The organism is uncultured Solobacterium sp., assembly GCF_963550625.1.
Classification (GTDB): domain Bacteria; phylum Bacillota_I; class Bacilli_A; order Erysipelotrichales; family Erysipelotrichaceae; genus Bulleidia.
Genome location: NZ_CAUVCV010000002.1, coordinates 38,407 through 60,209 on the forward strand (window position 1 = coordinate 38,407; position 21,803 = coordinate 60,209).

Consider the following 21,803-nt stretch of genomic DNA (forward strand, 5'->3'; position numbering starts at 1 on the left):
ATCATTGACTTCATTATAGTAGTATAGTTTTCTTCCTAGTGTCAATGACATTCAAAACTACAATAATTTACGTAAATGTTCTGGTATCCAATCAAAGCTAGAACTCAACAAGAATGAACGATCAAGATGAACGCCGAATGGTATGTGTCTTTCTGGTTTATGGAAATCACTACCTCCACTTACGTATAAATGGTTTTCTTCACAATACTTAAATAATTTAACGGATTCACGCATTGGAATACTTGGGTGAAAACACTCAATACCATCTAATTTATCCTTCACTTCTTCGATGTAGCCGTTTTTTCTAAAGGTATCATATTCAAAGATATGGGCCAAAAATACTTTTCCACCAGCATGGTGAATCAAATTGATTGTTTCATCAAAGGAAAGATATGTATCAGCTTCGTGAATAAAGAATGGACTTTCTGGATTAGATAAGCCTTTTCTAAAAAATATCTTATATGTTGGATAACTCTTAACAAACTCCAAATTATTCTTAGATAATTCTTGATACATAATTTTCTTTGAACTACCCTTTTCAAAACATTCTAATGGAAGCGATTCATCGAAGATATAATTTTGTTTCTTAGCACATGCTTTGATTCTCTTAAATAGTGTTTCCTCGATACGTTGTAAATTTTCTTTGCTATAAAAGTCTCTATACCATGCATTAATCGCAGTTGGATCGATACCAAAACCTAATAGTTCGATAATCTCGCCTTTATAGCTAGTAGCAATCTCTGTACCAGGAATACATGGATACTTATGGTAATCAAAACACTCATACGCTAGTGCATGATTATGATCTGTAATACTAAAGGGTTGGATGGAAGATAAATGAAGGGTATCAAGCATCTCTTCAACGCTTAATACCCCGTCTGACTTTGTTGTATGAAGATGAAAGTCAAACATTAACCGAATAATTCAGTCACTTTCTCTTCGTTCCATCCAAAGAAGTATGTAATGATGAATGCAGCTACGATAGCAGTTACATAACCAACTAAGTAACCTAAAGCGCCACCTTCATTAACAATCAAGAATCCTAAGATACCAGATACACCCTGTGCAACTGAACCTACGTGGAATAAGGAAATCATAATACCACCGAAACCAGCACCTAATGAGGCTGTTAAGAATGGCTTACCTAAAGGTAATGTAACACCATACATCAATGGTTCACCAATACCTAAGATACCTGCAGGTACAGAAGCGAGGATAGCCTCAGATAGCTTCTTGTGATTCTTCTTCGCTCTTACAAATAATGCGATAACAGCACCAACCTGTCCTGCACCAGCAACCTGTAAGATTGGTAATAAGTAGTTAACACCATGAGTAGCACCATTTGGATCATTCATAATTGTATGAATTGGAGTGAATGCACGGTGTAAACCAACAGATACTAATGGTAACTGTAACGCAGATAATGCATACGCACCGATGAAGCCTAACTTATTTAATAATACATCAGCTAAAGCAAAGATAGCCTTTGTTAATACAGCACCAACTGGCTGTAAGATGAAGATTGCTAAGAATGCTGTAATTAATAATGAGCATAGTGGAGTCAAGATCATGTCTAATGTATCTGGAACCCAACTTCTTAACCAACGTTCAACGTGAGCAATTACGATACCAGCAAATACAGCAGCTAAGATACCACCAGCAGCCGCATCAAATGGAGCACCTGTAATTGGTAAGTTAATACCTGCAGCAGGATCGCCAACCTTCATTAATAAAGGCATAGCAGCGTTACCTACGAACATTGCGCCCATCATACCACCAAGGATTGGGGAACCCTTGTATTCCTTAGCAGCGTTCATACCAATATAGATTGGTAAGTAAGCAAATAATGTCCAACCAGCTGTATTAAGTGTTAAATACCACCAAGACTGAGCGATAGCTGGATCAAGTTGTACAGCAGCGATACCTGGAACTCTGAAGAATAACTTCAATACGTTTAAGATACCATAGATTAAACCAGCACCAGCAATACCTGGTAATGCAGGTAAGAAAATATTTGCGAAATGCTTTAAGAATACTTGTACTGGTCCATTGTGCTTAGCCTGCTGAGCAGCTTTGTTTTCCTTAGCACGTTCCTTTAAATTGATATCACCTAAATCTTCATTGTGAACTTCCTTACGTTCATCAGCGGAGATACCTGTAATTGCAGAAACTTCTGCACCAATCTTTGTAACCTTACCAGGTCCAAAAACTATTTGAAGTTCTTCGCCATCAACAGTTCCCATGACGCCATCAATCTTCTTAACGCGTTCCAAGTCGACTTTAGACTTGTCAGCTAAAGTTAAGTGAAGTCTTGTCATGCATGTAGAGTTTTCCTGAATATTGGACTTACCGCCGACAGCTTCAACAACTTCTTCAGCTATTTTCTTGTAGTTTTCCATGTCTATTCCCTTTCTGAGTTACCTGAAGTAATTCAGGTGGATTTCATCTCTGAAATCGCTTTCGTTATTACATGCATTTTAACACAATTTCACAAAATTTTACGTAATTATGGAATTGATGAAATTTTTTTTCATGTTTTGGCAAAGATAAAAGGAATAGATAGACTCTATCCCTTTTATAACATTAAGCTTTTTGAACTTCAGGTGCTAAGCGCTTTTCATCAATTTCGGCTTTGATTGCTGTTAAGAAATCCGCAAGAGACATCTTAGTTTCTTGACGAGAACCATAACGACGCAAAGTAATACCGTTATTTTCGATTTCGCCATCACCTACTACAACTTCAAGAGGAAGTTTATTTGTTTGTGCTTCACGAATTCGGTAACCTAACTTCTCATTACGATCATCTAATTCTGTACGTACACCAATCTTACGTAATTCTTCAACTACTTTCTTCGCATATTCACCATGCGCTTCAGGAGATACTGGAATTACAACTGCCTGACGAGGTGCCAACCATAATGGTAAGATACCCTTTGTTTCCTCTAGTAAGAATGCGATAAAACGATCAATTGATCCAAGAATCGCACGGTGAATAACAACTGGTCTCTTCTTTTCACCACCATTTGCAACATACTCTAATTCAAAGCGCTCTGGTAACTGATAGTCTAACTGAATTGTAGATAATGTTACATCATGACCTAAAGCAGAGCGTACCTGTACGTCAATCTTAGGACCATAGAAGGCAGCTTCACCTTCTGCTTCATAATATGGAACATTCATTTCCTTTAAAACTTCACGTAATTCAGATTCACTTCTTTCCCAAAGTTCATCATTACCGAAGTACTTCTCTGTATTTTCCTTATCACGTAAAGAAAGACGGAATTCAAACTGATTTAAGTTGAAGTCCTTATATACATCCAAGATTAACTCCGTTACTGCTTTAATTTCAGAAGCAATCTGTTCTTCTGTGCAGAAGATATGAGAGTCGTTCTGTGTAAACGCACGGGAACGTTCAATACCAGTTAATGCTCCTGATGCTTCAAAACGGAAGTCATTTGCAATTTCAGCAATACGAATTGGTAAATCACGGTAGGAATGTAATTGTGACTTATAGATAATCATATGTTCAGGACAGTTCATTGGACGTAATACAAATTCATCGTCATCACGTTCCATAATTGGGAACATATCATCCTTGTAGTGTGCTAAATGTCCTGAAATCTTGTATAGCTTTGTACTAGCAACGGATGGTGTTAACACATGCTGGTAACCTCTAGCAATTTCCTTATCCATGATGTAATCAGATAATAAACGTCTGACTGTCATACCATTTGGTAACCAAAGTGGTAAGCCACCACCAACGATTTCTGAGAACATGAAGATCTGCATATCCTTACCAAGCTTACGGTGATCTCTTTGTTTTGCATCTTCAAGATCTGCTAAGTGAGAATCTAAATCCTCTTGTGTAGGTAAACAAACACCATAGATACGCTGTAATACCTTGTTGTTCTTATCACCCTTCCAATATGCTCCAGAATGCTTGATCAACTTGAAATAACGACAGTTCTTTGTTGTATCTGTATGAGGACCACGACATAAGTCAGTAAAGTCACCCTGTGTATACATAGAGATGTTTGTGCCTTCAGGCATACGACTAATTAAATCAATCTTATATTCGTCATTCTTGAACTGCTCCAAGGCTTCTTCACGTGTAATTTCTTGACGAACAATACGCTTGTCTGCCTTTGCACACTTCTTCATCTCTTTTTCAATCTTTGCAAGATCTTCATCACGAATAACATCATCACCTAAATCAATGTCATAGTAGAATCCCTCTTCAACAACTGGACCTACCCAGAACTTTGCCTGTGGATATAGATGTTTTACAGCCTGGGCCATTAAATGCGCACAACTATGATTTAGCGTATTTAATGCAGCATCTTCTTTAAAATTTCTCATAATCTCCTCCTCGTATGGGGCAAACAAAAAGCGCCCCTTCTATGAAAGGACGCTATTAGCGCGGTACCACCTTAATTCCAACGATAAACGTTGACACTTTATATCTGTAACGTAGAACTACGGTAACTCTTTCGAGCACTGCTCCAAGGTAGTAATACATATATGCCTCATATTCCTTCCAGCAACCGGAATACTCTCTGTATCAGCACTATATATATCGTGTCCTTTTCAATGCATTTGATATTCAAATTTTAGACCTGCTTGTGATAAACGTCAAGTTTAGAATAAACTCATTTGATTACTTTCTTGTAATCCTACTAAACAACCCATATGCGAAAGTTTCACTAACATGGAAGAAGAAACCTGTGTACGTTTTAGAATATCCTCTTTTGATAAGAATTCACCCTTTTCACGTGCCTCTTCAATTGACTTAGCAACGTTAACACCTAAACCATCAATTACTGTAAATGGTGGGATAATCGTCTTTGGATTATCTGGTGAAACTCTAAACTCTGTGGCAAGTGATTTATATAAATCAACATTAGCGATGTTATATCCACGTGCATACAACTCTTCGCATACTTCTAATACATCAAATAAAGACTTCTCTTTATTTGAAACAGGATTTTCAGGATTACGTTCCGCAATACGTGTACTTATATCATTCATGCGCGTACGAATCACATCGATACCCTTAGCCATCGTTTCAATTTCATAAGTATCACAACGTAATGTTAAATACTGAATATAGAAATTGATAGGTTCGTGTACCTTGTACCATGCAATACGCATGGCCATCATAACATACGCAACTGCGTGAGCTTTCGGGAACATATACTTAATCTTCTTGCAAGATTCAATGTACCAATCTGGAACTTGGTGTTCAATCATTGATTTTTCCCAAGCTTCTGTTAAACCTTTACCCTTACGCACAGATTCCATAATCTTAAAGGCATCTAGTGACTCTAGATTATGATCTAAAAGATACGTCATAATATCATCACGACATCCAATAACTTCGTCAATCGTATGGCCTTGACGAATGAGTTCCTGTGCATTGCCAGCCCATACGTCTGTACCATGTGATAAACCAGAAATAATAACCAAATCCGAGAACTTCTTCGGACGAGTTTCTTCGAGTACACCACGCGTTGTACGTGTACCAAACTCAGGTAAACCTAACGCACCTGTTTCTTTCTTATAGATTCTCGTATCTGCTTTTAAGGCATCATCACACGAGAACAAAGATAAGGTTTCAACATCATTCATTGGAATATCCAATGGCTTCACCTTAGCAATCTTCTGCAATAATCGCATTGCAGTTGGATCAACATGTCCTAAAATATCAAACTTCAAGACATTATCATGAATATCGTGGAAGTCATAGTGTGTTGTTTTCCAAGCAGATGTTGGATCGTTTGCAGGATACTGAACAGGTGTAAAATCTTCGGCAATATATTCATGCGGAATGATAATAATACCACCAGGATGCTGCCCTGTTGTACGTTTTACGTTTTCACAACCATGCGCAAGATAATCTTTCATTGGTCTACGCATATTGTTGATCTTCATCTTCTCGCAATACCCTTGTACATATCCAAAGGCAGTCTTTTCAGCCACAGTACCAATTGTACCGGCACGGAATGCATGGTCTTCCCCAAATACATCTTTTATAAATGCATGTGCACGCCATTGATATTCATTAGAGAAATTTAAATCAATATCTGGCGTCTTATCCGCATTAAATCCTAAGAATGTTTGGAATGGAATATTATGTCCATTTCCTCGCATTGTTTCACCACAATGTGGACATACCTTATCTGGTAAGTCAAAACCAGACGCAACTGATGGGTCATCGTAGAACTCACTATAATGACACTTCGGACATAGATAATGAGGACGAAGTGGATTTACTTCCGTAATACCCGACATCGTTGCGGTAAAGGAAGAACCAACTGAACCACGAGAGCCAACGACATAACCATCATCATTCGATTTCTTCACCAGTAAGTGCGCGATATAGTAATGCACACCAAATCCATTACGAATAATATTGTCCAATTCACTATTTAAGCGATCAATAACAATCTCAGGAACCTTACCCTCAAATCCATACATATTCATCGCAGTATCATGACAAATCTGACGTAGTTTATCATCAGACCCTTCAATGATTGGCGGATATGTACCTGCAGGAACCGGACGAACTTCTTCTATCAAATCAAAGATACTATTTGGATTTCGTACTACGATCTCCTCAATTAAATCTGGATCATCTAGCCAAGCAAATTCCTTCTTCATTTCATCTGTTAGACGAATATGCTGATCAGGATTCTTCGTACGTAAACGTAAGGCTTCATCACGAATATAGAGTGGATGGATGGTACCACCTACACCTTGTGACATAATATACACATCACGGAAAACCTTTTGTTCAGGTATACAGTAATGCGCATCACTTGTTGCACAAACTGGAATGTTAAGTTTATGTGCCATACGAATGATACGTTTTTGTACTTCCTTTAAACGATCCACACTTGGAATACTACCTAATACAATTGAAGTAGAATAGTTCCCTAATGGTTGAAGCTCAATATAGTCATACAGCTTCATCGCTTCTTCTAAGCGAGTATCATCTCCATTACATGCAAGTTCAAACACTTCACCATTTAAACATGCAGATCCTAGTAATAAATTCTCTCGATACTTTTCTAATGTAGAACGTACTACACGAGGTTCAGCAGCTACATCAGTACCCTCTTTACCAGTCGCTTTTCCATTAACTGCAAGAGTATTTGTATTGGATTCTGTTACAAGTTTATATAACGCAACTAAACCTTCATGATTCTTTGCGATAGCACAAACATGACTACGTCTTACCTTCATAAAAGATTTAGAAGACTGTAATTTTGTTTGTAAGTCTAAGATTGATTTTGCGGCAAACTTATCTTTTGCATCCTTTAGTAAGCACAAGAATACATCCGCTAATGCGCCAGCATCGAAGTCAGCACGGTGTGCTTCTTCTTCGTTGTAATTTACATGATAATAACGTGATAAGTTGCCTAAACGATATGCTCTACGATCTGGCAATATAGCACGTGACATATCTAAGGTATCGATTACAACATTGGTTAGTGGTTTTCTACCAATCCGACGTAACTCCTCATTCAAGAAGAAATAGTCAAAGGTCGCATTGTGAGCAACTAAAACATCATCTTTGATATAGTCTAAAATCTCATCAATCGCTTCAGCAAATGGCTTAGCATTTTTAACCATGTCATTTGTGATATTTGTTTTTGAAGTAATAAAACCAGGAATAGAAACTGGGGGCTTAATAAACATCTGCTTACGATCAATAATTGTTGAATTCTTAATACGAACAGCACCAAATTCAATGATATGGTCATAGTAACAAGATAAACCAGTCGTCTCTAAGTCAAATGATATGTATGTTATATCATCAAGATTTTCATCTGTTGGATTACGAACAATTATTAATTCATCATTTGCTAGATTAAATTCACAACCAAGTCCAACTTTAAAGTCTCTCTCTGGATCTTTCTTCTTTAGACCTTGTGCAGTATTATACGCCTTTACAAGAGACTGTACATCCGCATGGTCAGTAATGGCAATACCACGATGTCCTAGATTATATACATAGGTAACGATATCTTTAATATCGCAAACACCATCCATTTCAGATAAATTTGAATGCATGTGTAATTCAACACGCTTAGATTCTGCCAAATCAATTGTCTTCGCTTTCTCAATCTTTACAACATTAGAAGCAATACAGGTTAAATCCTTTGCAAAATTATCATAAGAAATTGTTCCATAGATACGGACATAATCACCATCACGAATTGAAGAAAGATCTTCTTTTGTTACACCCCTACCTTCAAAACGCTTAACCGAAATTGCATCTGTACCATCAAAAATACTAAATGTTTGAATTGTTTTCCCTGTCTTACGAATCTCAATGAAGTCAGTTCCAAATACTTCACCTTCAAATTGAATGTCTGCAATTGGATCATGAACGTCAACTAAACTAATTTTCTCATAATCATCCAGCTTTGTACGTTGGTATTTATATGCCGGTTTTTCCTGTGGCTTTTCAACCTCATCACTGACAACCTTTACATTGACCTCTTTAATTTCCTTTTGCATAACAGGAATCAACGTTTCTGTCAGTACACTCACACCATGTAGACCAATGGTTGCTAAAAAGGACTCTACATGTTCAATATAACTACTAGCACGATCACAATCAGTTGCACTAGCGAATGCATATTTAATAATGCACTTTTGTGCATCATATTGGAAAGTGCCACTTTCAAGAATACGTATCTCGGGATTTGTATGAAAGAATACTTCTAAGTATTTTCTGATTTCTACTTGATTACAACGATTTTGTTCAGGCTGAATGAATAGTTGAATATTTGAGCCAGTTAAATCATTTAATTTATGACGGATTTCTTGATAAATATCAAACGATAATACATTTGGAGTATGTAAATGTATTTCTAAAAGATTTTGTGCACGAAATAAACGAACTCGTTCAATTTCGATTTCATCATATAGTTCATCTTGATTATCTAGTTTCACTAAATCCTTTAAATATTGCGTCATACCTTACTCCTTTTCGTCCCCTTATTTTAACATAAAAACACTTTTACTTCCCCTCATTCTTGTATAAGCATCTTATAGAATTCAACAAAAAAGTGACCAGTACTAGTCACTTTATAACTTACTTAAAGAAACCGGATAAGAATTTCTTTGCGGAACGAATTCCAACATTGATTAATTCTGTTTCTGTACGATTACGAATCTTCTTTGCAATACGTCCAGACCAGTCATTTTCTTTGCTGCGTTTCGCATCTTCTTTTGCCTGAGCAGCCGCAAGTTTTTCTTGAGCAAGCTTTTCTTTGGCAAGACGTGCTTCTTCTTCCTCTTGTTCCTTGATTACTGTCATTTTTTCAAATGCACTCTCAGGGTCAATATCTTTTTCATACTTACCATAGATAGAGTCATGTTGAATCGTCTGCATCACCAAAGATTCATCCGCAATCTGCATTGATGACATTGGAGGTAAAATCATTGTCTCTTCTACCATAGTAGGAGCACCATCTTCATCTAACACAGATACAAGTGCAGTACCAGTCTTCATATTGGTAATACGCTCTGCTGTATCTAAATTAGGATTTGTGCGGAAGGAATCAGCAGCTAACTTAACAGCCTTAATTTCTGTTGGTGTATATGCACGTAATGCATGTTGAATACGATTGGATAATTGCGCAAGGACTGAATTAGGAATATCATTTGGTGATTGTGTAATAAAGAATACACCAACACCTTTCGAACGAACTAACTTAACAATCTGTTCAATCTTATCTAGCAATGCCTTAGGCGCATCCTTGAATAATAAGTGTGCTTCATCAAAGAAGAATACAATCTTTGGCTTCTCTACATCACCAACTTCTGGTAAATCTTGATAGATACGATTTAATAACCATAACAAAAATGTAGCGTAAAGAAGTGGATGTTGGAATAACTCTTGGCATTCCAACATATTCATCATACCCAAGCCACCTTCTGTAGAAATCAAATCATGAATTGAAAGTGCAGGCATACCAAACAAGTTTGTTCCACCCTGTTGTTCTAACTGTAATAACTTTCTTTGAATACCACCGATACTCTGTTTTGTAACATTACCATATTTCAAAGAAAGCTCACTAGCATGTTCACCAACATAATTCGCCATCGCTTGAAGATCTTTCAAGTCGATAATATCTAGGTTCATATCCTGAGCAACTTTCAAGATGATTTGAAGGTTACCTTCTTGGGCATCTGTAAGTTCTAAAATACGCGCAAGTAATAAAGAATCAAATTCTTCCATGATGGCACGAATTGGATGACCCTTCTTACGATATACATCAAAAAAGTGTACAGGGAACTTACGTACTTCAAAATCAGTGATTCCAAGCTTTTCAAGTCTAGCTGAAATAGCAGATAAATCACCTTCTTGGATCATTCCTGATAAATCACCCTTAACGTCCGCAATAAATGTAGATACACCCAATTGACTTAATGATTCTGCCACAACTTTTAATGTAACAGTCTTACCAGTACCTGAAGCTCCAGCAATTAAGCCATGACGGTTTAACATGTTTGGCAATAAGCGAATTTCTTTATCGCCAGCCTTTCCCAATAAAATATAGTTTTCCTTTAACATTTTTTCCTCACTAAATAACGCAAATACCACCACAGTCACGGATACGTAACTTATAGCAGCAATCCTTACCAAATGTAGCTTCCATTAAAGCAATATATTCAGCAGTCTTTGCGTGTGGAACATATGCTTGAATTGTTCCTGCAAAACCACCACCATGGACACGATACGCACCATCATCACCAAGTACTGTTTCACTCAGTGCTAATGCAATCGCAAGTGCTTGATTTTGGCTATCACCTGGAATTAATACATTCTGTAGATACATATAAGATGAATGACCACTCTCTTTGACTAAGCGTAAGAAAGTCTTAATATCATTCTCTTTTAATGCCTCTGCCTGTAGTTTTGCACGATTGGTTTCATTTAGGAAGTGATATGCACGCAAGAATGCACGGTCACTTACTTCCTGACGAATCTTCGCTGCATTTGCTACTAATTCATTTAATGTAATTTGGCTTAGTACTTCTTTTCCAAATAGTTTTGCAACCGCCTTCATTTCAAAAGGTACTGCACTATATTCATCACTCAAATCCGCATGGCTTGCCTTAACATCAGTCAAAATTAAGTCATATCCATAATCTGCAGGATTAAATGGAATTGAAGTCACTTGTGGGTTTTCTTTATTGGCAAAATCCATTGCCGCAAAGCTACCAACTGAACATGCCATCTGATCAAGTAAACCACTTGCCTTCATGAAGTATACATTCTCTGAGAACTGACCAATCTTTGCGATTTCTTCTGATGAAATCGCTGCGTCATTATATAAGTGACTGAAGATCGTTCCAATTAATACTTCAAATGCAGCAGAACTGGACATACCACCACCAGAAAGTACATTACTTTCAGAATAAGCTTTAAAACCGCCAACTTTATAACCCTTCTTTGTAAAGCCGGCTGCGATACCACGAATTAAAGATTCTGTTGTGTTCTTTTCAGCTTCATTAATTTCTAAGTTGTGTAAATCAACTGGACTAACACTAAATCCCTTTGCATGATAAGTAACGATAGAATCATCAGTAGGAACAACGACCGCAATGACATCTAAATCGATACTAGCCGCAACAACACGACCTAATTGATGGTCTGTATGATTACCACCTACTTCTGTTCTTCCTGGTGCACTAAAGATATGTGCTTCTTCATCCCCTAATAAATCTTTCGCTTTTGAAAGAACTTCTTCATAGCGTACTTTCTGTGAAGCAAGTGCTTCAGCACCATAGAGTGCTGTTAGTTTCTCATCTAATTGACCTGCCTTTACTGCGTTTATGATTTCTGTAATGACCATAGTATCCCCCTTATCATTTAGCCATTTTTTCAAATGCATTTCGAGCTGCATTTTGCTCTGCTTGTTTTTTGGATTGTCCACTACCCGTACCAAGTACTAGTCCATCAACCAAAACATTCATTACAAATTCTGGTGCATTGCTTGGACCTGTTTCACTGACTAACTCATATTTGACTGTCTGTCTTGAATCAGATTGAACATATTCCTGTAGTTTTGTTTTATAGTCATGGATAACACCCACATCCTCAGGATGTGCAAGTCTTGGTGTAATAACTTCTGAAAGAATATTATTAACCGCATCCATTCCTTGATCTAAAAATAATGCACCTAGGAATGCTTCAAACATGTCTGCGATAATCGCATCTTTGTTTCTGCCACCTGTCTTTTCTTCGCCAGAACCCAATAATAAATAATCATTGAGATGCAGCTGGCGACCATAAATTGCTAGAGCTTTTTCACATACAAGCTGTGCACGTAAACGTGTCATATGACCTTCGCTTAGGTTTAATGGATAAATTGCATTACTAGACCAGAGTTGTAGTACTGCATCTCCCATAAACTCTAATCGCTCATTATCATTCTTACTCTTGTGTTCATGTGCATAACTAGAATGTACAAACGCTTGTTGTATCATTTTTACATTATTTACTTTGATATGACGATTTTCTAGCCATTCAACAATATTCAAAATAGTACCTCCTAATCTGCGTATTCCGCATTCTTTTCATTCCGTTTACGAACAGATTCTAATAGAATTTGATAATCTGGATTATCCGCAGATTCCATCACTTTTAATGCATCTTTGCGGGCTTGGTTAATCATAGCAGTATCCTCAACAATGTTTCCTAAAATAAAGTCTGGAACACCACTTTGCCTTGTACCAAGTATATCACCAGGCCCACGTAAACGTAAGTCTTCATAGGATATTTCAAAGCCATTGTTGGATTTTACAAGTACTTCTAAGCGTTGTAATACGCGCTCTTCTTGACTGCCTGTTAATAACCAACAATATCCCTGTTCACTACCACGTTGGATACGACCACGCAGCTGATGTAATTGGGATAAACCAAAGCGGTCTGCATCATAGATAATCATACCCGTCGCATTTACAACATTGACACCAACTTCAACAACAGTTGTAGATACTAGTATCTGAATATCGTTATCATGAAATGCTTGCATGATTTCTTGTTTTTCGTCAGTTGTCATACGCCCGTGTAAACTAGCGACTTTGTATTGTGGAAATAACTTTTGTATCGATTCAGTTGTATCATACACATTTCTTGCGTGATACTCCTCATTTTCATCGACAGCAGCACAAATCACATATAACTGTCTTCCACTTTCGAGAAGACGCTTTACATCATTTAAAACTGTACGGAAACTATTCTCTTTGACAAGAGTTGTAATAGGTGTAATTCTTCCAGCTGGCATCGTTTCAATCGTACTAACGTCCATGTCTCCAAATAAAGATGCCGCAAGTGTTCTAGGAATTGGCGTTGCACTCATTAAAAGGAAATCTACTTGTTCACCCTTTTGTTTTAAAGCTTTACGCTGTGCTACACCAAAACGTTGTTGTTCATCCGCGATTGTTAAACCTAATTTATGGAATACAACAGTATCCTGAATCATGCTATGTGTACCGATTAAGATATCTATTTTTCCAAAAGATACATCCTCCAAAATTTCTTTCTTTTTGGCAGTTGATAATGCTGAATATAAAACCTCTGTTTTCACACCAAAAGGCGCAAGAACTTCATTGACTGAACGAAAATGTTGACGTGCAAGAATTTCAGTTGGTGCTAGCATTGCACCTTGATATCCACTTAAATAAGCCGCATACAAGGCAAGTGTTGCTACAACTGTCTTACCACAACCAACATCCCCTTGTACTAATCGATACATCGTATGTGTACTACCCATATCATTTAGAATCTTCTCTAATGTATCTCTTTGATCGGCTGTCATCTCAAAGCTAAGACTTTGAATAGCTTGTTGTATTTTCTTAGAAGAAAAGATTTTTGGTTTCTTTTCAATACGTATCCCCTCTGTATTACGCATGAGTTGAATCGCAGTAAAGAATCGTAAAAACTCTGCATATTTTAGCGTACGTACAGCAGCTTGAACTTCATTCATACTCGTTGGAATATGAATACAACGATACGCCACCTTTAGTGGTAACAATCGATATGCTTGCCGAAATTCATCAGGAATGTCATCTAGAATTTCATCCTGTAAATGATTTAGAACTGAATGAATAATCGATTGTAATGTCTTTTGTCGAATGCCTTCTTTAATACTATAGATAGGTGTAATTGCCGCATGTTCTGCTAAAGGCTTTGTATCATAACTGATAGCAGTTACTTTACTGTTACCTTGATATACACCTTGAATTGTTAATATCTGATTTAAGTTTAAGCTCTTTGCCCATGGACGATTAAAAATTGTGATGGTCAAGATTTGTTCCTGAGTGCGTACTTGAAACGTAGTTGTTACAAGTCTACCTTTACGCCAACTTCTTGGTAACTGAACAACTTCTCCTTCAAACCAAACTTTATCTTTGACTTTCCAATTCTCAAAAGCTGTAGTCGTGATTATCTCATAACGATACGGATAATACATTAAAAGATCATCCGTTGTATGCAGACCAAGTTGATGCAATACTTCCAGTCGTTTTGGAGTTAATTTTAGTTTCTTATCACTTAAATCCATGTGTTTATTATACCATTGAACCTATGAAATGATTGCGTTTACATTGCGGCTTTAAGCTTATTTAAGATTTCTTCTTTTGTTAGTTTAAAGTCATCATGTCCACGTAAATAATATTCAAAATCTAATCCCTCTAAAAACTGTATAAAAGATGCCAACCGAACAGGGTCATACTGACTATTATTATCATAATAATCTTCATATTCAGCATCAGCCGCAATCACAACCTTCTCTTCCTGAACATAATATAATACTGCATCACGTGTATGTGGAGTATCTATATGAATACCTTTGACATGTATATCTCCTAAATCAATTACAACTTCAGAGTCAAATGTGATATCTGCTTCACAAACCTGTATCATACCAATATCGGTATACTGCTTATGCATGCAGTCATAACAAAACTGAATATCTTCACCTGTCTTTAAACGCTCTTGCATCGCCTCTTCTGTCCATTTCCAATTCTTTACTCTCTTTAAGTATTCATTGGTCTTCACAGAAGCAATCATCGGCACATTACAAGCAACCATACCAAATGTATGGTCCCAGTGCCAGTGTGTAATCACTAAAAGCTTAGGTTCATCTAAACCTAAGTCATTGATTTCTGATAAAAATTTATAATAGTTTTCAGGACTATTTCCAGCATCAATCTGTAAGTTAAACTTTGAACCATGTATTAAATAAACATATGGTTGATCTGTTTCTGGACTATTATCCATGTAATAAATATGGTCTGTAAATTTCTTCATCATTACCTCTTTGTATTCTGTATTGCTGTAAAGGCAATTATTGTACCGATACAAGATAAAATAGCTCCAACAAGTAATGCATGTGAGATACCACTAAAGTCAATTAGCCATCCACCAATGATCGATGAAAATACAGCTCCACCAGTCTGCATTAAATTGAACATCATCTGTGCTTTTACAGTATCCTTTTCATCAATCATAATATTTGCATATTGCACAGATGCAGGAATATATAGTGCAAAAGAAACAACCTGTAAAGCAAACCCAAATGTCAAAGTCATTAATGATGGTGAAAGCCAAACAATAATAGCTTTTACACTAAACATCATCATTGAAAATAACAGTAATGAAGATACTTTAAAACGTTGACTAATCTTTTTAAACCCTATCATTCCTGGAAGTTCCATGAGTGCCATAAAGGCAATCAAATATCCCATTTCACGATGATCTCCACCCACATTACGTACGATAGAAATTGTAAAGTTTGTGATAAAGGCATGTGCATAATAGATAAATAACATCCCAATGGATAAAACCATAAACTTCGGATTTTCTTTGAAGAAAACAAGTAACGAACTAGATTCCTTATGCGTCAAAGCATTCGTAGACCTATACGTAGTATGGATACGATGACGTGTAATATACATGCATAAAATAATAATTAAAAACGAAATAATAAACAGTGCAGTTGGAATAGATTTCATACCGATTCTTTCAATAAGTATTCCCATCACAGCAGAAAGAATCGCAAAACACAATGAACCACCTGCCCGACATAAACCAAAGTTGATTTTAGACTTTGAAGTATCCATTAAAAACTGTACAGAAGTTAAAAACGCAATGACAGCATTCGCCAGTGTAATCATCACAACATAGATAAGTGTTAATATAACCGAACGAGCACTAATAAAGAACAGTCCAATTGAACATACAAAGATAATTACAATCGATACCAAAAATATTGTCATTGCGTTAATTCTCTTTGAACGATCCGCTAAATCCGCAAAAAATGGTTGTAAAACTAACGCACATATATTAGCGGAAGCCAAGATATAACCTGCTTCGCTATTTGAATATCCACATGATAAAAGATAGGTTACTGAAAAACCAACAACCATGCAGTATGTCATCCAAAATAATGACTGTAATGAAAAGTATTCAATATTTAATTGCTTTGTATTATCCATATATTCCTAACGTTAATATCATACATTAAGAAGATTAAAAAAGGAACATTCCACATAATTTAGAACGTTCCCTTTTGAAATTTATTCAACACCGATGATGAAACTGTATACAGGCTGTTGACCATCTTCAACGTCAATATCGACATCGTAGTTCTGTTCGATGAATTGACGAATTTCTTCGCACTCTTCATCAGTAGCTTCAGAACCCTTGATGAGAGTTACAACTTCTGTATCTTCATCACACATGTTCTTAATTAATTCCTTAGTAACTGTTAACTTATCCTTCTCATTGAAGATAATATCCTTCTCTAAGATAGCCATATAGTCACCAGAATTAATCTGCTTACCATCTACTGTTGTATCCTTAACAGCATAAGTAATAGAACCTGTCTTTACTAGTGTGATTGCTTCATTCATTGCCTCTGTATTTGCTTCTACTTCTTCCTCAGGGTTGAAACTAATGCAAGCACTTAAGCCCTGTGGTACAGACTTTGTTTCAATAACGATAATCTTCTTATCTTCTGTAACTTCAGCAGCTTGTTTTGCAGCCATAATAATATTTGAGTTATTTGGCAAGATATAGATTGTATCCGCATGAACCTTAGAGATTGCAGTTACGAAATCTTCTGTAGATGGGTTCATTGTTTGACCACCGCTTACAACATAGTTTACACGGTAATCTGTAAATAACTTCTTCAAGCCTTCACCTGCAGCTACTGCAATAATACCATAAGCCGCATTTTCAATTGCTGCTTCTTCAGCTTCCATTAAGGATGGTTGTAAGTCTGATTGAATATCTTCAACCTGAACCTTGACAAACTTACCATACTTCTGACCAAGCATTAACACTTCACCAGGTGTCATAGAATGAACACTTAATGTGAATGCATCTTCTTTTACAACTAATTGAATATCATTCGCAATTTGTTCTAATTGCTTGCGAACTCTTTCTTCCTTGAAAGTCTTCTTACCGTTATCGCTAAGAGAAACGATATATTCAACACGATATCCAGAAGCCTTTTCATGTACTTCTGTATCTGCTGAATCACCTGCTAGGTTCTCTGTAATTGGCTTGCCTTGCAAGTAAGACTTGAAACCTTCAAGAATTGTTACATAACCCATTGCACCTGAGTCTACGCAATGTGCTTCCTTTAGTACATCTAATAATTCAGGTGTACGTTGTAGAGATGCATTTGCCTCATCCACAATATAATTTACAAATTCTTCAATAGAAGTTTCAGGATGGTTATTAATATAGATTTCACCATACTCAGCACTTTCTCTAACAACTGTTAGGATTGTACCTTCTGTAGGACGCATAACAGCCTTGTAAGCCATCTTAGAACCGTTCATTAACGCTTCAGAGAATTCTTTCACTGTAAGTTCTTCTTTGTCCTTTGCATATTGCGCAAAGCCACGGAAAATCTGAGATAAAATAACACCTGAATTACCACGTGCACCCATTAATAAACCACGACTGAAAATCTTAGCAACTGTTGAAAGTGACTCTGATCCACTCTTTGTAACTTCTGAGATACCGTTCAAAATAGTCAAAGACATATTTGTACCTGTATCTCCATCTGGTACTGGGAATACATTCATCGCATCAACTGCTTTACGCTGATTGCTTAGATTGTGTGCTCCACTTTCCAGTAAGTTCTTTAAAATTAAACCATTAATCTTTTCCATTACTTTAACCCCATATCCTTATGCTACGACGCGAACGCCCTGAACAAAGACATTCACCTGGGCAACTTCCTGGGAGAGTGACTTTTCAAGCATATACTTAACTTTCTTCTGTGCTTCGGTTACAACTTCTGAAATCTTAACACCGAAACTAACAACGATATATAAATCAATTTCTAAACCAGCTTTACCATTACGAACAACTACACCCTTTGTATAGTTTTCCTTCTTTAATAGTTCAGCCCATCCATCTTTTAAAATTTGTTTGCTGGCCATACCAACAACACCATAAGATTCTGTAATTACCCCACCAGCTAATGAAGCTACTGCTTCTTCTGAAACGGAGATACTACCATAGTTTGTTTTCTTTTCAACTGCCATAAGTTACTCCTTACTAACGTTATGTATTATATCAAAATGGTTATTATTATACAAAATATGTAACCTGTATATCGTCTATTTCACAGGATTTTCATGTTACTGCGCAGGTGTAGGTGTATTTAATACACCAGTTTTATAGTATCCTGCAGCATAATTTTCTTGGAATTTATCATCAATGATTTCAATTCCATTATCATCGATAGGAATTGCAATAGGACTGCCATTTGCATCGACTGCAACATTTCCTTCTGCGCCAGTATAGAAATGTTTTTCAACCGGTAAGCCATTCGCATCCACACGTACATTTCCTTCTGAATCATACCAATATACCGCATTAGATACTGCTGTCGCTGTTTCAGTTGGTTTTTTTTGCTCCCATGGACATGCAGCGGTATACGCAACTTGATCCTTACTCGTACCCCATAAGCACTTTGTTTTATCAGTCGCTTGACTATAGATGGTAAAGTAATCATTTAAAATCTTGAGATTACTATAGGATGCCACAAAGTAACTACCAATACGCATATGTACAAGTAATGCATGTGCATCATAGCGCAGTGGATATACAGAGATTGTAGAAATCTGCTGCAAGATTGAATCATCAATCTCATTTAATGCATTCGATACTTTCTTCAATAGTTCTGTATCTGTAAACCCAATGAACTTTGGAATTGAAGCGATTACCTGACGATTGTTATCATCCAACATAGTACTTTCACCATTTCCAAACCAAATAGTTCCGTTACCTTCAGATTGATAACCTACTAACTTTTTCTCTTTTACAGTAATCGTAACTGTATTACCGTTATTTAAACTCACTTTCGCATCTTCAATTAGTGGATTTACCTCTAATTTTCTCTCTACTAAAACCGGTACAGTGAAATATAACTTTGAAGATGTATCAACTCCAGCAATTGTTTTAATATAATCATCACTTAGATAACTACTACCTTGAATGGATACCGCTCTAACCGAAGACATCGGTGATAATAAGTACATTACCACAATAACAATGATTGCCATTACAATAGCGATATTAAATAATGCTGGTTGTCGAGAACGAAATAATTTTAGATTTGCGGCTAAACGCTTATTCTTAAAGATCCTTTCAACCGCTTCAGGAATCTTATCAAAGTCTGCGTTTAATCGATTCTTCTTTACTTCCAATTGAACTTCTCCACTTCCATCTTGAGATCAATATCGTATTTCTTCTTTACTTCTCTTTGAATTTCTTCAATCAAAGTTAGATACTCAAGTGCGGTTGCCTTATGAACATTCAAGATGAAATTACAATGCTTATCGCTAACCATTGCCCCACCAATCTGTTTACCACGATAGCCAATACCATCGATTAACTGCCATGCATTGTGACCTTCTGGATTCTTAAAAACAGAACCACAGCTTGGGAAGTTTAGTGGTTGCGAATCTACCCTTCTCTTACGACGTGAATCCATAAGTTCTTCGATTTCTTCTTGTGGCTTTGGTGTTAAACCATATCGTACACCTAAAATCAACCAAGTAGGATTCGATTGGAAGATACTATGGCGATAAGAGAAATCACATTTAGATACAGGTAACCAAGTTAATTGGTGGTCTCTATATACAAGTACTTCTTTTACAACATCTTTCATACTGATGTTATATGCACCTGCATTCATGAAAAGACAACCACCAACTGTACCAGGAATACCACTTGCAAACTCTAAACCGGAAAGTCCACGTTTCATCGCAGCTGTTGATAAAGCGATGATAGAACATCCTGCTTCAGCCACAAGGTCATTTCCATCAAAGTATTGATGATTAAAGAAGCGATCTAAACATATAACAACCCCTTCAAATTCATCGTCAGAGCATAGTAAATCACTACCTTTTCCAATCACCTTAAATGCAAGTTGATTTTCTTCAATAACACGGAAGATACCATCAATCGCAACATATGTTTCTGGATATACAACATATTTTGCATTACCACCAATTCTTAGAGTGGTCATTGTGCGTAAAGGCTTATCTGCTTCTGTAACAGCATAAAGGCTTAAACGCTCTAAAATTTTATCCATGTATTACCTCCTCAATCCAATCAATCATTTGATTAGCAGCATCCACTTTCGCAAGTTTATGTGCATTTTCTTTTAACTTATTACATCTATTTTCATCATGAACAAGCATATTTACAGTCGAGGCCAAAAGTTTCGGACTCAACTCTTTCTCTTCAATCATAATAGCCGCATCTTTGTCGACTAGTTCTTTTGCGTTATAAACCTGATGGTTATTAGCAACAAATGGACTAGGAATTAATACTGCAGCAGTAGGTAAAGCACAAATCTCTGAAATGGTAGTAGCTCCTGCTCGTGTTACCGCAAGAACACAGCCTTTTAAGGCTTGTTTACCATCAATATAAGGTACAAACTTCACAGTCTTGGACTCTTTATTTTGAAACTGATACGCATTCGCTTTTCCACTTACAATCATAACCTGAAAATCTTGATCAAAGAGTGGAATTGCTTCATCAATAACTTTTGATACTGATGATGAACCTAAGGATCCCATCATAAATACAACATACGGAATCTCTGTAGATATTCCAACACTCTCGATAACTTCTGGATTAAATATCGTATCTTTTACAACCGAAGCAGAAGGATTACCCAAGATACGAACATCTGCTTTTGGCATCTGCTCTCGATTACTTTCATAACAACCAACTACTGCATCCACATAACGACTCAAGAATTTATTTGCTTTTCCAGCAAAACTATTCTGTTCATGCAACATCGTTTTGATGCCAAGATGATGTGCCGCAAGTATTAACGGTACACTAATATAATTACCAAATCCAATACAAATATCTGGTTGTTCTTGTTTTAGTATTTTTTTTGATTTAAAGTAAGCCTTCAGTAAAGATGTTGCATATGTCACTTTTGAGAAGATTGAACCTGCTGTTGTTGTAATATGCAAACCATAGAATTTATAGCCAGCATCTGGAATCACTGTAGCTTCCATACGGTTATCCGACCCAACAAAAATCACTTCATTTTTGGGATTACGTTGTTTTAATATATTTGCTAAATCTAGTGCAGGGTTAATGTGACCACCAGTCCCCCCTGTCGCTATCATAATCTTCATAGGATACCTCTAATATCTCTATCCTATTTTAGCATATTACGCTTTTACATGGGCAAAATAAAAGATGGTATCTACCGAAGTAGAAACCA

Annotated in this window: 15 protein-coding genes and 1 other annotated feature; all 15 genes read right to left on the reverse strand. The window is 36.6% G+C overall.

Annotation, left to right across the window (positions count from 1 at the left end; genetic code table 11):
* Positions 1-57: 57 nt before the first annotated feature.
* The 15 genes from RYK16_RS01760 to murG all read right to left on the reverse strand — a co-directional run bounded on the left by RYK16_RS01760 (position 58) and on the right by murG (position 21,714).
* Positions 58-912, reverse strand: coding sequence for a hypothetical protein (locus tag RYK16_RS01760; protein ID WP_314850366.1), 855 nt, complete (start codon positions 910-912; stop codon positions 58-60).
* On the reverse strand, positions 912-2,399 hold the full coding sequence (locus RYK16_RS01765) for a PTS transporter subunit EIIC (RefSeq protein ID WP_314850368.1): 1,488 nt from the start codon (positions 2,397-2,399) through the stop codon (positions 912-914). The genes RYK16_RS01760 and RYK16_RS01765 overlap by 1 nt, the downstream gene beginning before the upstream one ends.
* A 184-nt stretch (positions 2,400-2,583) precedes the next feature.
* Positions 2,584-4,359: a threonine--tRNA ligase gene (gene thrS / locus RYK16_RS01770; RefSeq protein WP_314850369.1), complete on the reverse strand. Its 1,776-nt coding sequence runs from the start codon at positions 4,357-4,359 to the stop codon at positions 2,584-2,586.
* Positions 4,360-4,401: 42 nt separating this feature from the next.
* Positions 4,402-4,600 (reverse strand) — a binding site (T-box leader).
* A gap of 38 nt (positions 4,601-4,638) precedes the next feature.
* Complete coding sequence (locus RYK16_RS01775) at positions 4,639-8,988, reverse strand: PolC-type DNA polymerase III (RefSeq protein WP_314850370.1); 4,350 nt, start codon at positions 8,986-8,988, stop codon at positions 4,639-4,641.
* Between the two features lie 118 nt (positions 8,989-9,106).
* A complete protein-coding gene (locus RYK16_RS01780; RefSeq protein WP_314850371.1) occupies positions 9,107-10,591 on the reverse strand; it encodes a helicase HerA-like domain-containing protein in 1,485 nt (494 codons plus the stop codon).
* A gap of 10 nt (positions 10,592-10,601) precedes the next feature.
* Positions 10,602-11,876: a galactokinase family protein gene (locus RYK16_RS01785; RefSeq protein ID WP_314850372.1), complete on the reverse strand. Its 1,275-nt coding sequence runs from the start codon at positions 11,874-11,876 to the stop codon at positions 10,602-10,604.
* 13 nt (positions 11,877-11,889) lie between these two features.
* Positions 11,890-12,567 carry a ribonuclease III gene (gene rnc / locus RYK16_RS01790; protein ID WP_314850611.1) on the reverse strand — a complete coding sequence of 226 codons (678 nt, stop codon included), beginning with the start codon at positions 12,565-12,567 and terminating at the stop codon, positions 11,890-11,892.
* A gap of 8 nt (positions 12,568-12,575) precedes the next feature.
* On the reverse strand, positions 12,576-14,588 hold the full coding sequence (gene recG / locus RYK16_RS01795) for an ATP-dependent DNA helicase RecG (protein WP_314850373.1): 2,013 nt from the start codon (positions 14,586-14,588) through the stop codon (positions 12,576-12,578).
* Positions 14,589-14,626: 38 nt separating this feature from the next.
* Positions 14,627-15,337 carry an MBL fold metallo-hydrolase gene (locus RYK16_RS01800; RefSeq protein ID WP_314850374.1) on the reverse strand — a complete coding sequence of 237 codons (711 nt, stop codon included), beginning with the start codon at positions 15,335-15,337 and terminating at the stop codon, positions 14,627-14,629.
* A 2-nt stretch (positions 15,338-15,339) separates the two neighbouring features.
* Positions 15,340-16,524: an MFS transporter gene (locus RYK16_RS01805; protein WP_314850376.1), complete on the reverse strand. Its 1,185-nt coding sequence runs from the start codon at positions 16,522-16,524 to the stop codon at positions 15,340-15,342.
* Between the two features lie 81 nt (positions 16,525-16,605).
* Positions 16,606-18,213 (reverse strand): DAK2 domain-containing protein, encoded by a 1,608-nt coding sequence (locus RYK16_RS01810; protein ID WP_314850378.1) that lies wholly within the window; start codon positions 18,211-18,213, stop codon positions 16,606-16,608.
* Between the two features lie 18 nt (positions 18,214-18,231).
* Positions 18,232-18,591: an Asp23/Gls24 family envelope stress response protein gene (locus RYK16_RS01815; RefSeq protein WP_298666447.1), complete on the reverse strand. Its 360-nt coding sequence runs from the start codon at positions 18,589-18,591 to the stop codon at positions 18,232-18,234.
* Positions 18,592-18,687: 96 nt separating this feature from the next.
* Positions 18,688-19,758 carry an FtsQ-type POTRA domain-containing protein gene (locus RYK16_RS01820; RefSeq protein WP_314850379.1) on the reverse strand — a complete coding sequence of 357 codons (1,071 nt, stop codon included), beginning with the start codon at positions 19,756-19,758 and terminating at the stop codon, positions 18,688-18,690.
* Positions 19,749-20,648: a UDP-N-acetylmuramate dehydrogenase gene (murB, locus tag RYK16_RS01825; RefSeq protein ID WP_314850381.1), complete on the reverse strand. Its 900-nt coding sequence runs from the start codon at positions 20,646-20,648 to the stop codon at positions 19,749-19,751. Before murB ends, RYK16_RS01820 begins: the two co-directional genes overlap by 10 nt.
* Positions 20,641-21,714 (reverse strand): undecaprenyldiphospho-muramoylpentapeptide beta-N-acetylglucosaminyltransferase, encoded by a 1,074-nt coding sequence (gene murG, locus RYK16_RS01830; RefSeq protein WP_314850382.1) that lies wholly within the window; start codon positions 21,712-21,714, stop codon positions 20,641-20,643. The genes murB and murG overlap by 8 nt, the downstream gene beginning before the upstream one ends.
* Positions 21,715-21,803: the final 89 nt, after the last annotated feature.

Excerpts from the sequence above, each read along its gene's own strand:
- RYK16_RS01760 (WP_314850366.1), bottom strand. The coding sequence starts at position 912 with ATGTTTGACTTTCATCTTCATACAACAAAGTCAGACGGGGTATTAAGC.
- RYK16_RS01765 (WP_314850368.1), bottom strand. The coding sequence starts at position 2,399 with ATGGAAAACTACAAGAAAATAGCTGAAGAAGTTGTTGAAGCTGTCGGC.
- thrS (WP_314850369.1), bottom strand. The coding sequence starts at position 4,359 with ATGAGAAATTTTAAAGAAGATGCTGCATTAAATACGCTAAATCATAGT.
- RYK16_RS01775 (WP_314850370.1), bottom strand. The coding sequence starts at position 8,988 with ATGACGCAATATTTAAAGGATTTAGTGAAACTAGATAATCAAGATGAA.
- RYK16_RS01780 (WP_314850371.1), bottom strand. The coding sequence starts at position 10,591 with ATGTTAAAGGAAAACTATATTTTATTGGGAAAGGCTGGCGATAAAGAA.
- RYK16_RS01785 (WP_314850372.1), bottom strand. The coding sequence starts at position 11,876 with ATGGTCATTACAGAAATCATAAACGCAGTAAAGGCAGGTCAATTAGAT.
- recG (WP_314850373.1), bottom strand. The coding sequence starts at position 14,588 with ATGGATTTAAGTGATAAGAAACTAAAATTAACTCCAAAACGACTGGAA.
- RYK16_RS01800 (WP_314850374.1), bottom strand. The coding sequence starts at position 15,337 with ATGAAGAAATTTACAGACCATATTTATTACATGGATAATAGTCCAGAA.
- RYK16_RS01805 (WP_314850376.1), bottom strand. The coding sequence starts at position 16,524 with ATGGATAATACAAAGCAATTAAATATTGAATACTTTTCATTACAGTCA.
- RYK16_RS01810 (WP_314850378.1), bottom strand. The coding sequence starts at position 18,213 with ATGGAAAAGATTAATGGTTTAATTTTAAAGAACTTACTGGAAAGTGGA.
- RYK16_RS01815 (WP_298666447.1), bottom strand. The coding sequence starts at position 18,591 with ATGGCAGTTGAAAAGAAAACAAACTATGGTAGTATCTCCGTTTCAGAA.
- murB (WP_314850381.1), bottom strand. The coding sequence starts at position 20,648 with ATGGATAAAATTTTAGAGCGTTTAAGCCTTTATGCTGTTACAGAAGCA.
- murG (WP_314850382.1), bottom strand. The coding sequence starts at position 21,714 with ATGAAGATTATGATAGCGACAGGGGGGACTGGTGGTCACATTAACCCT.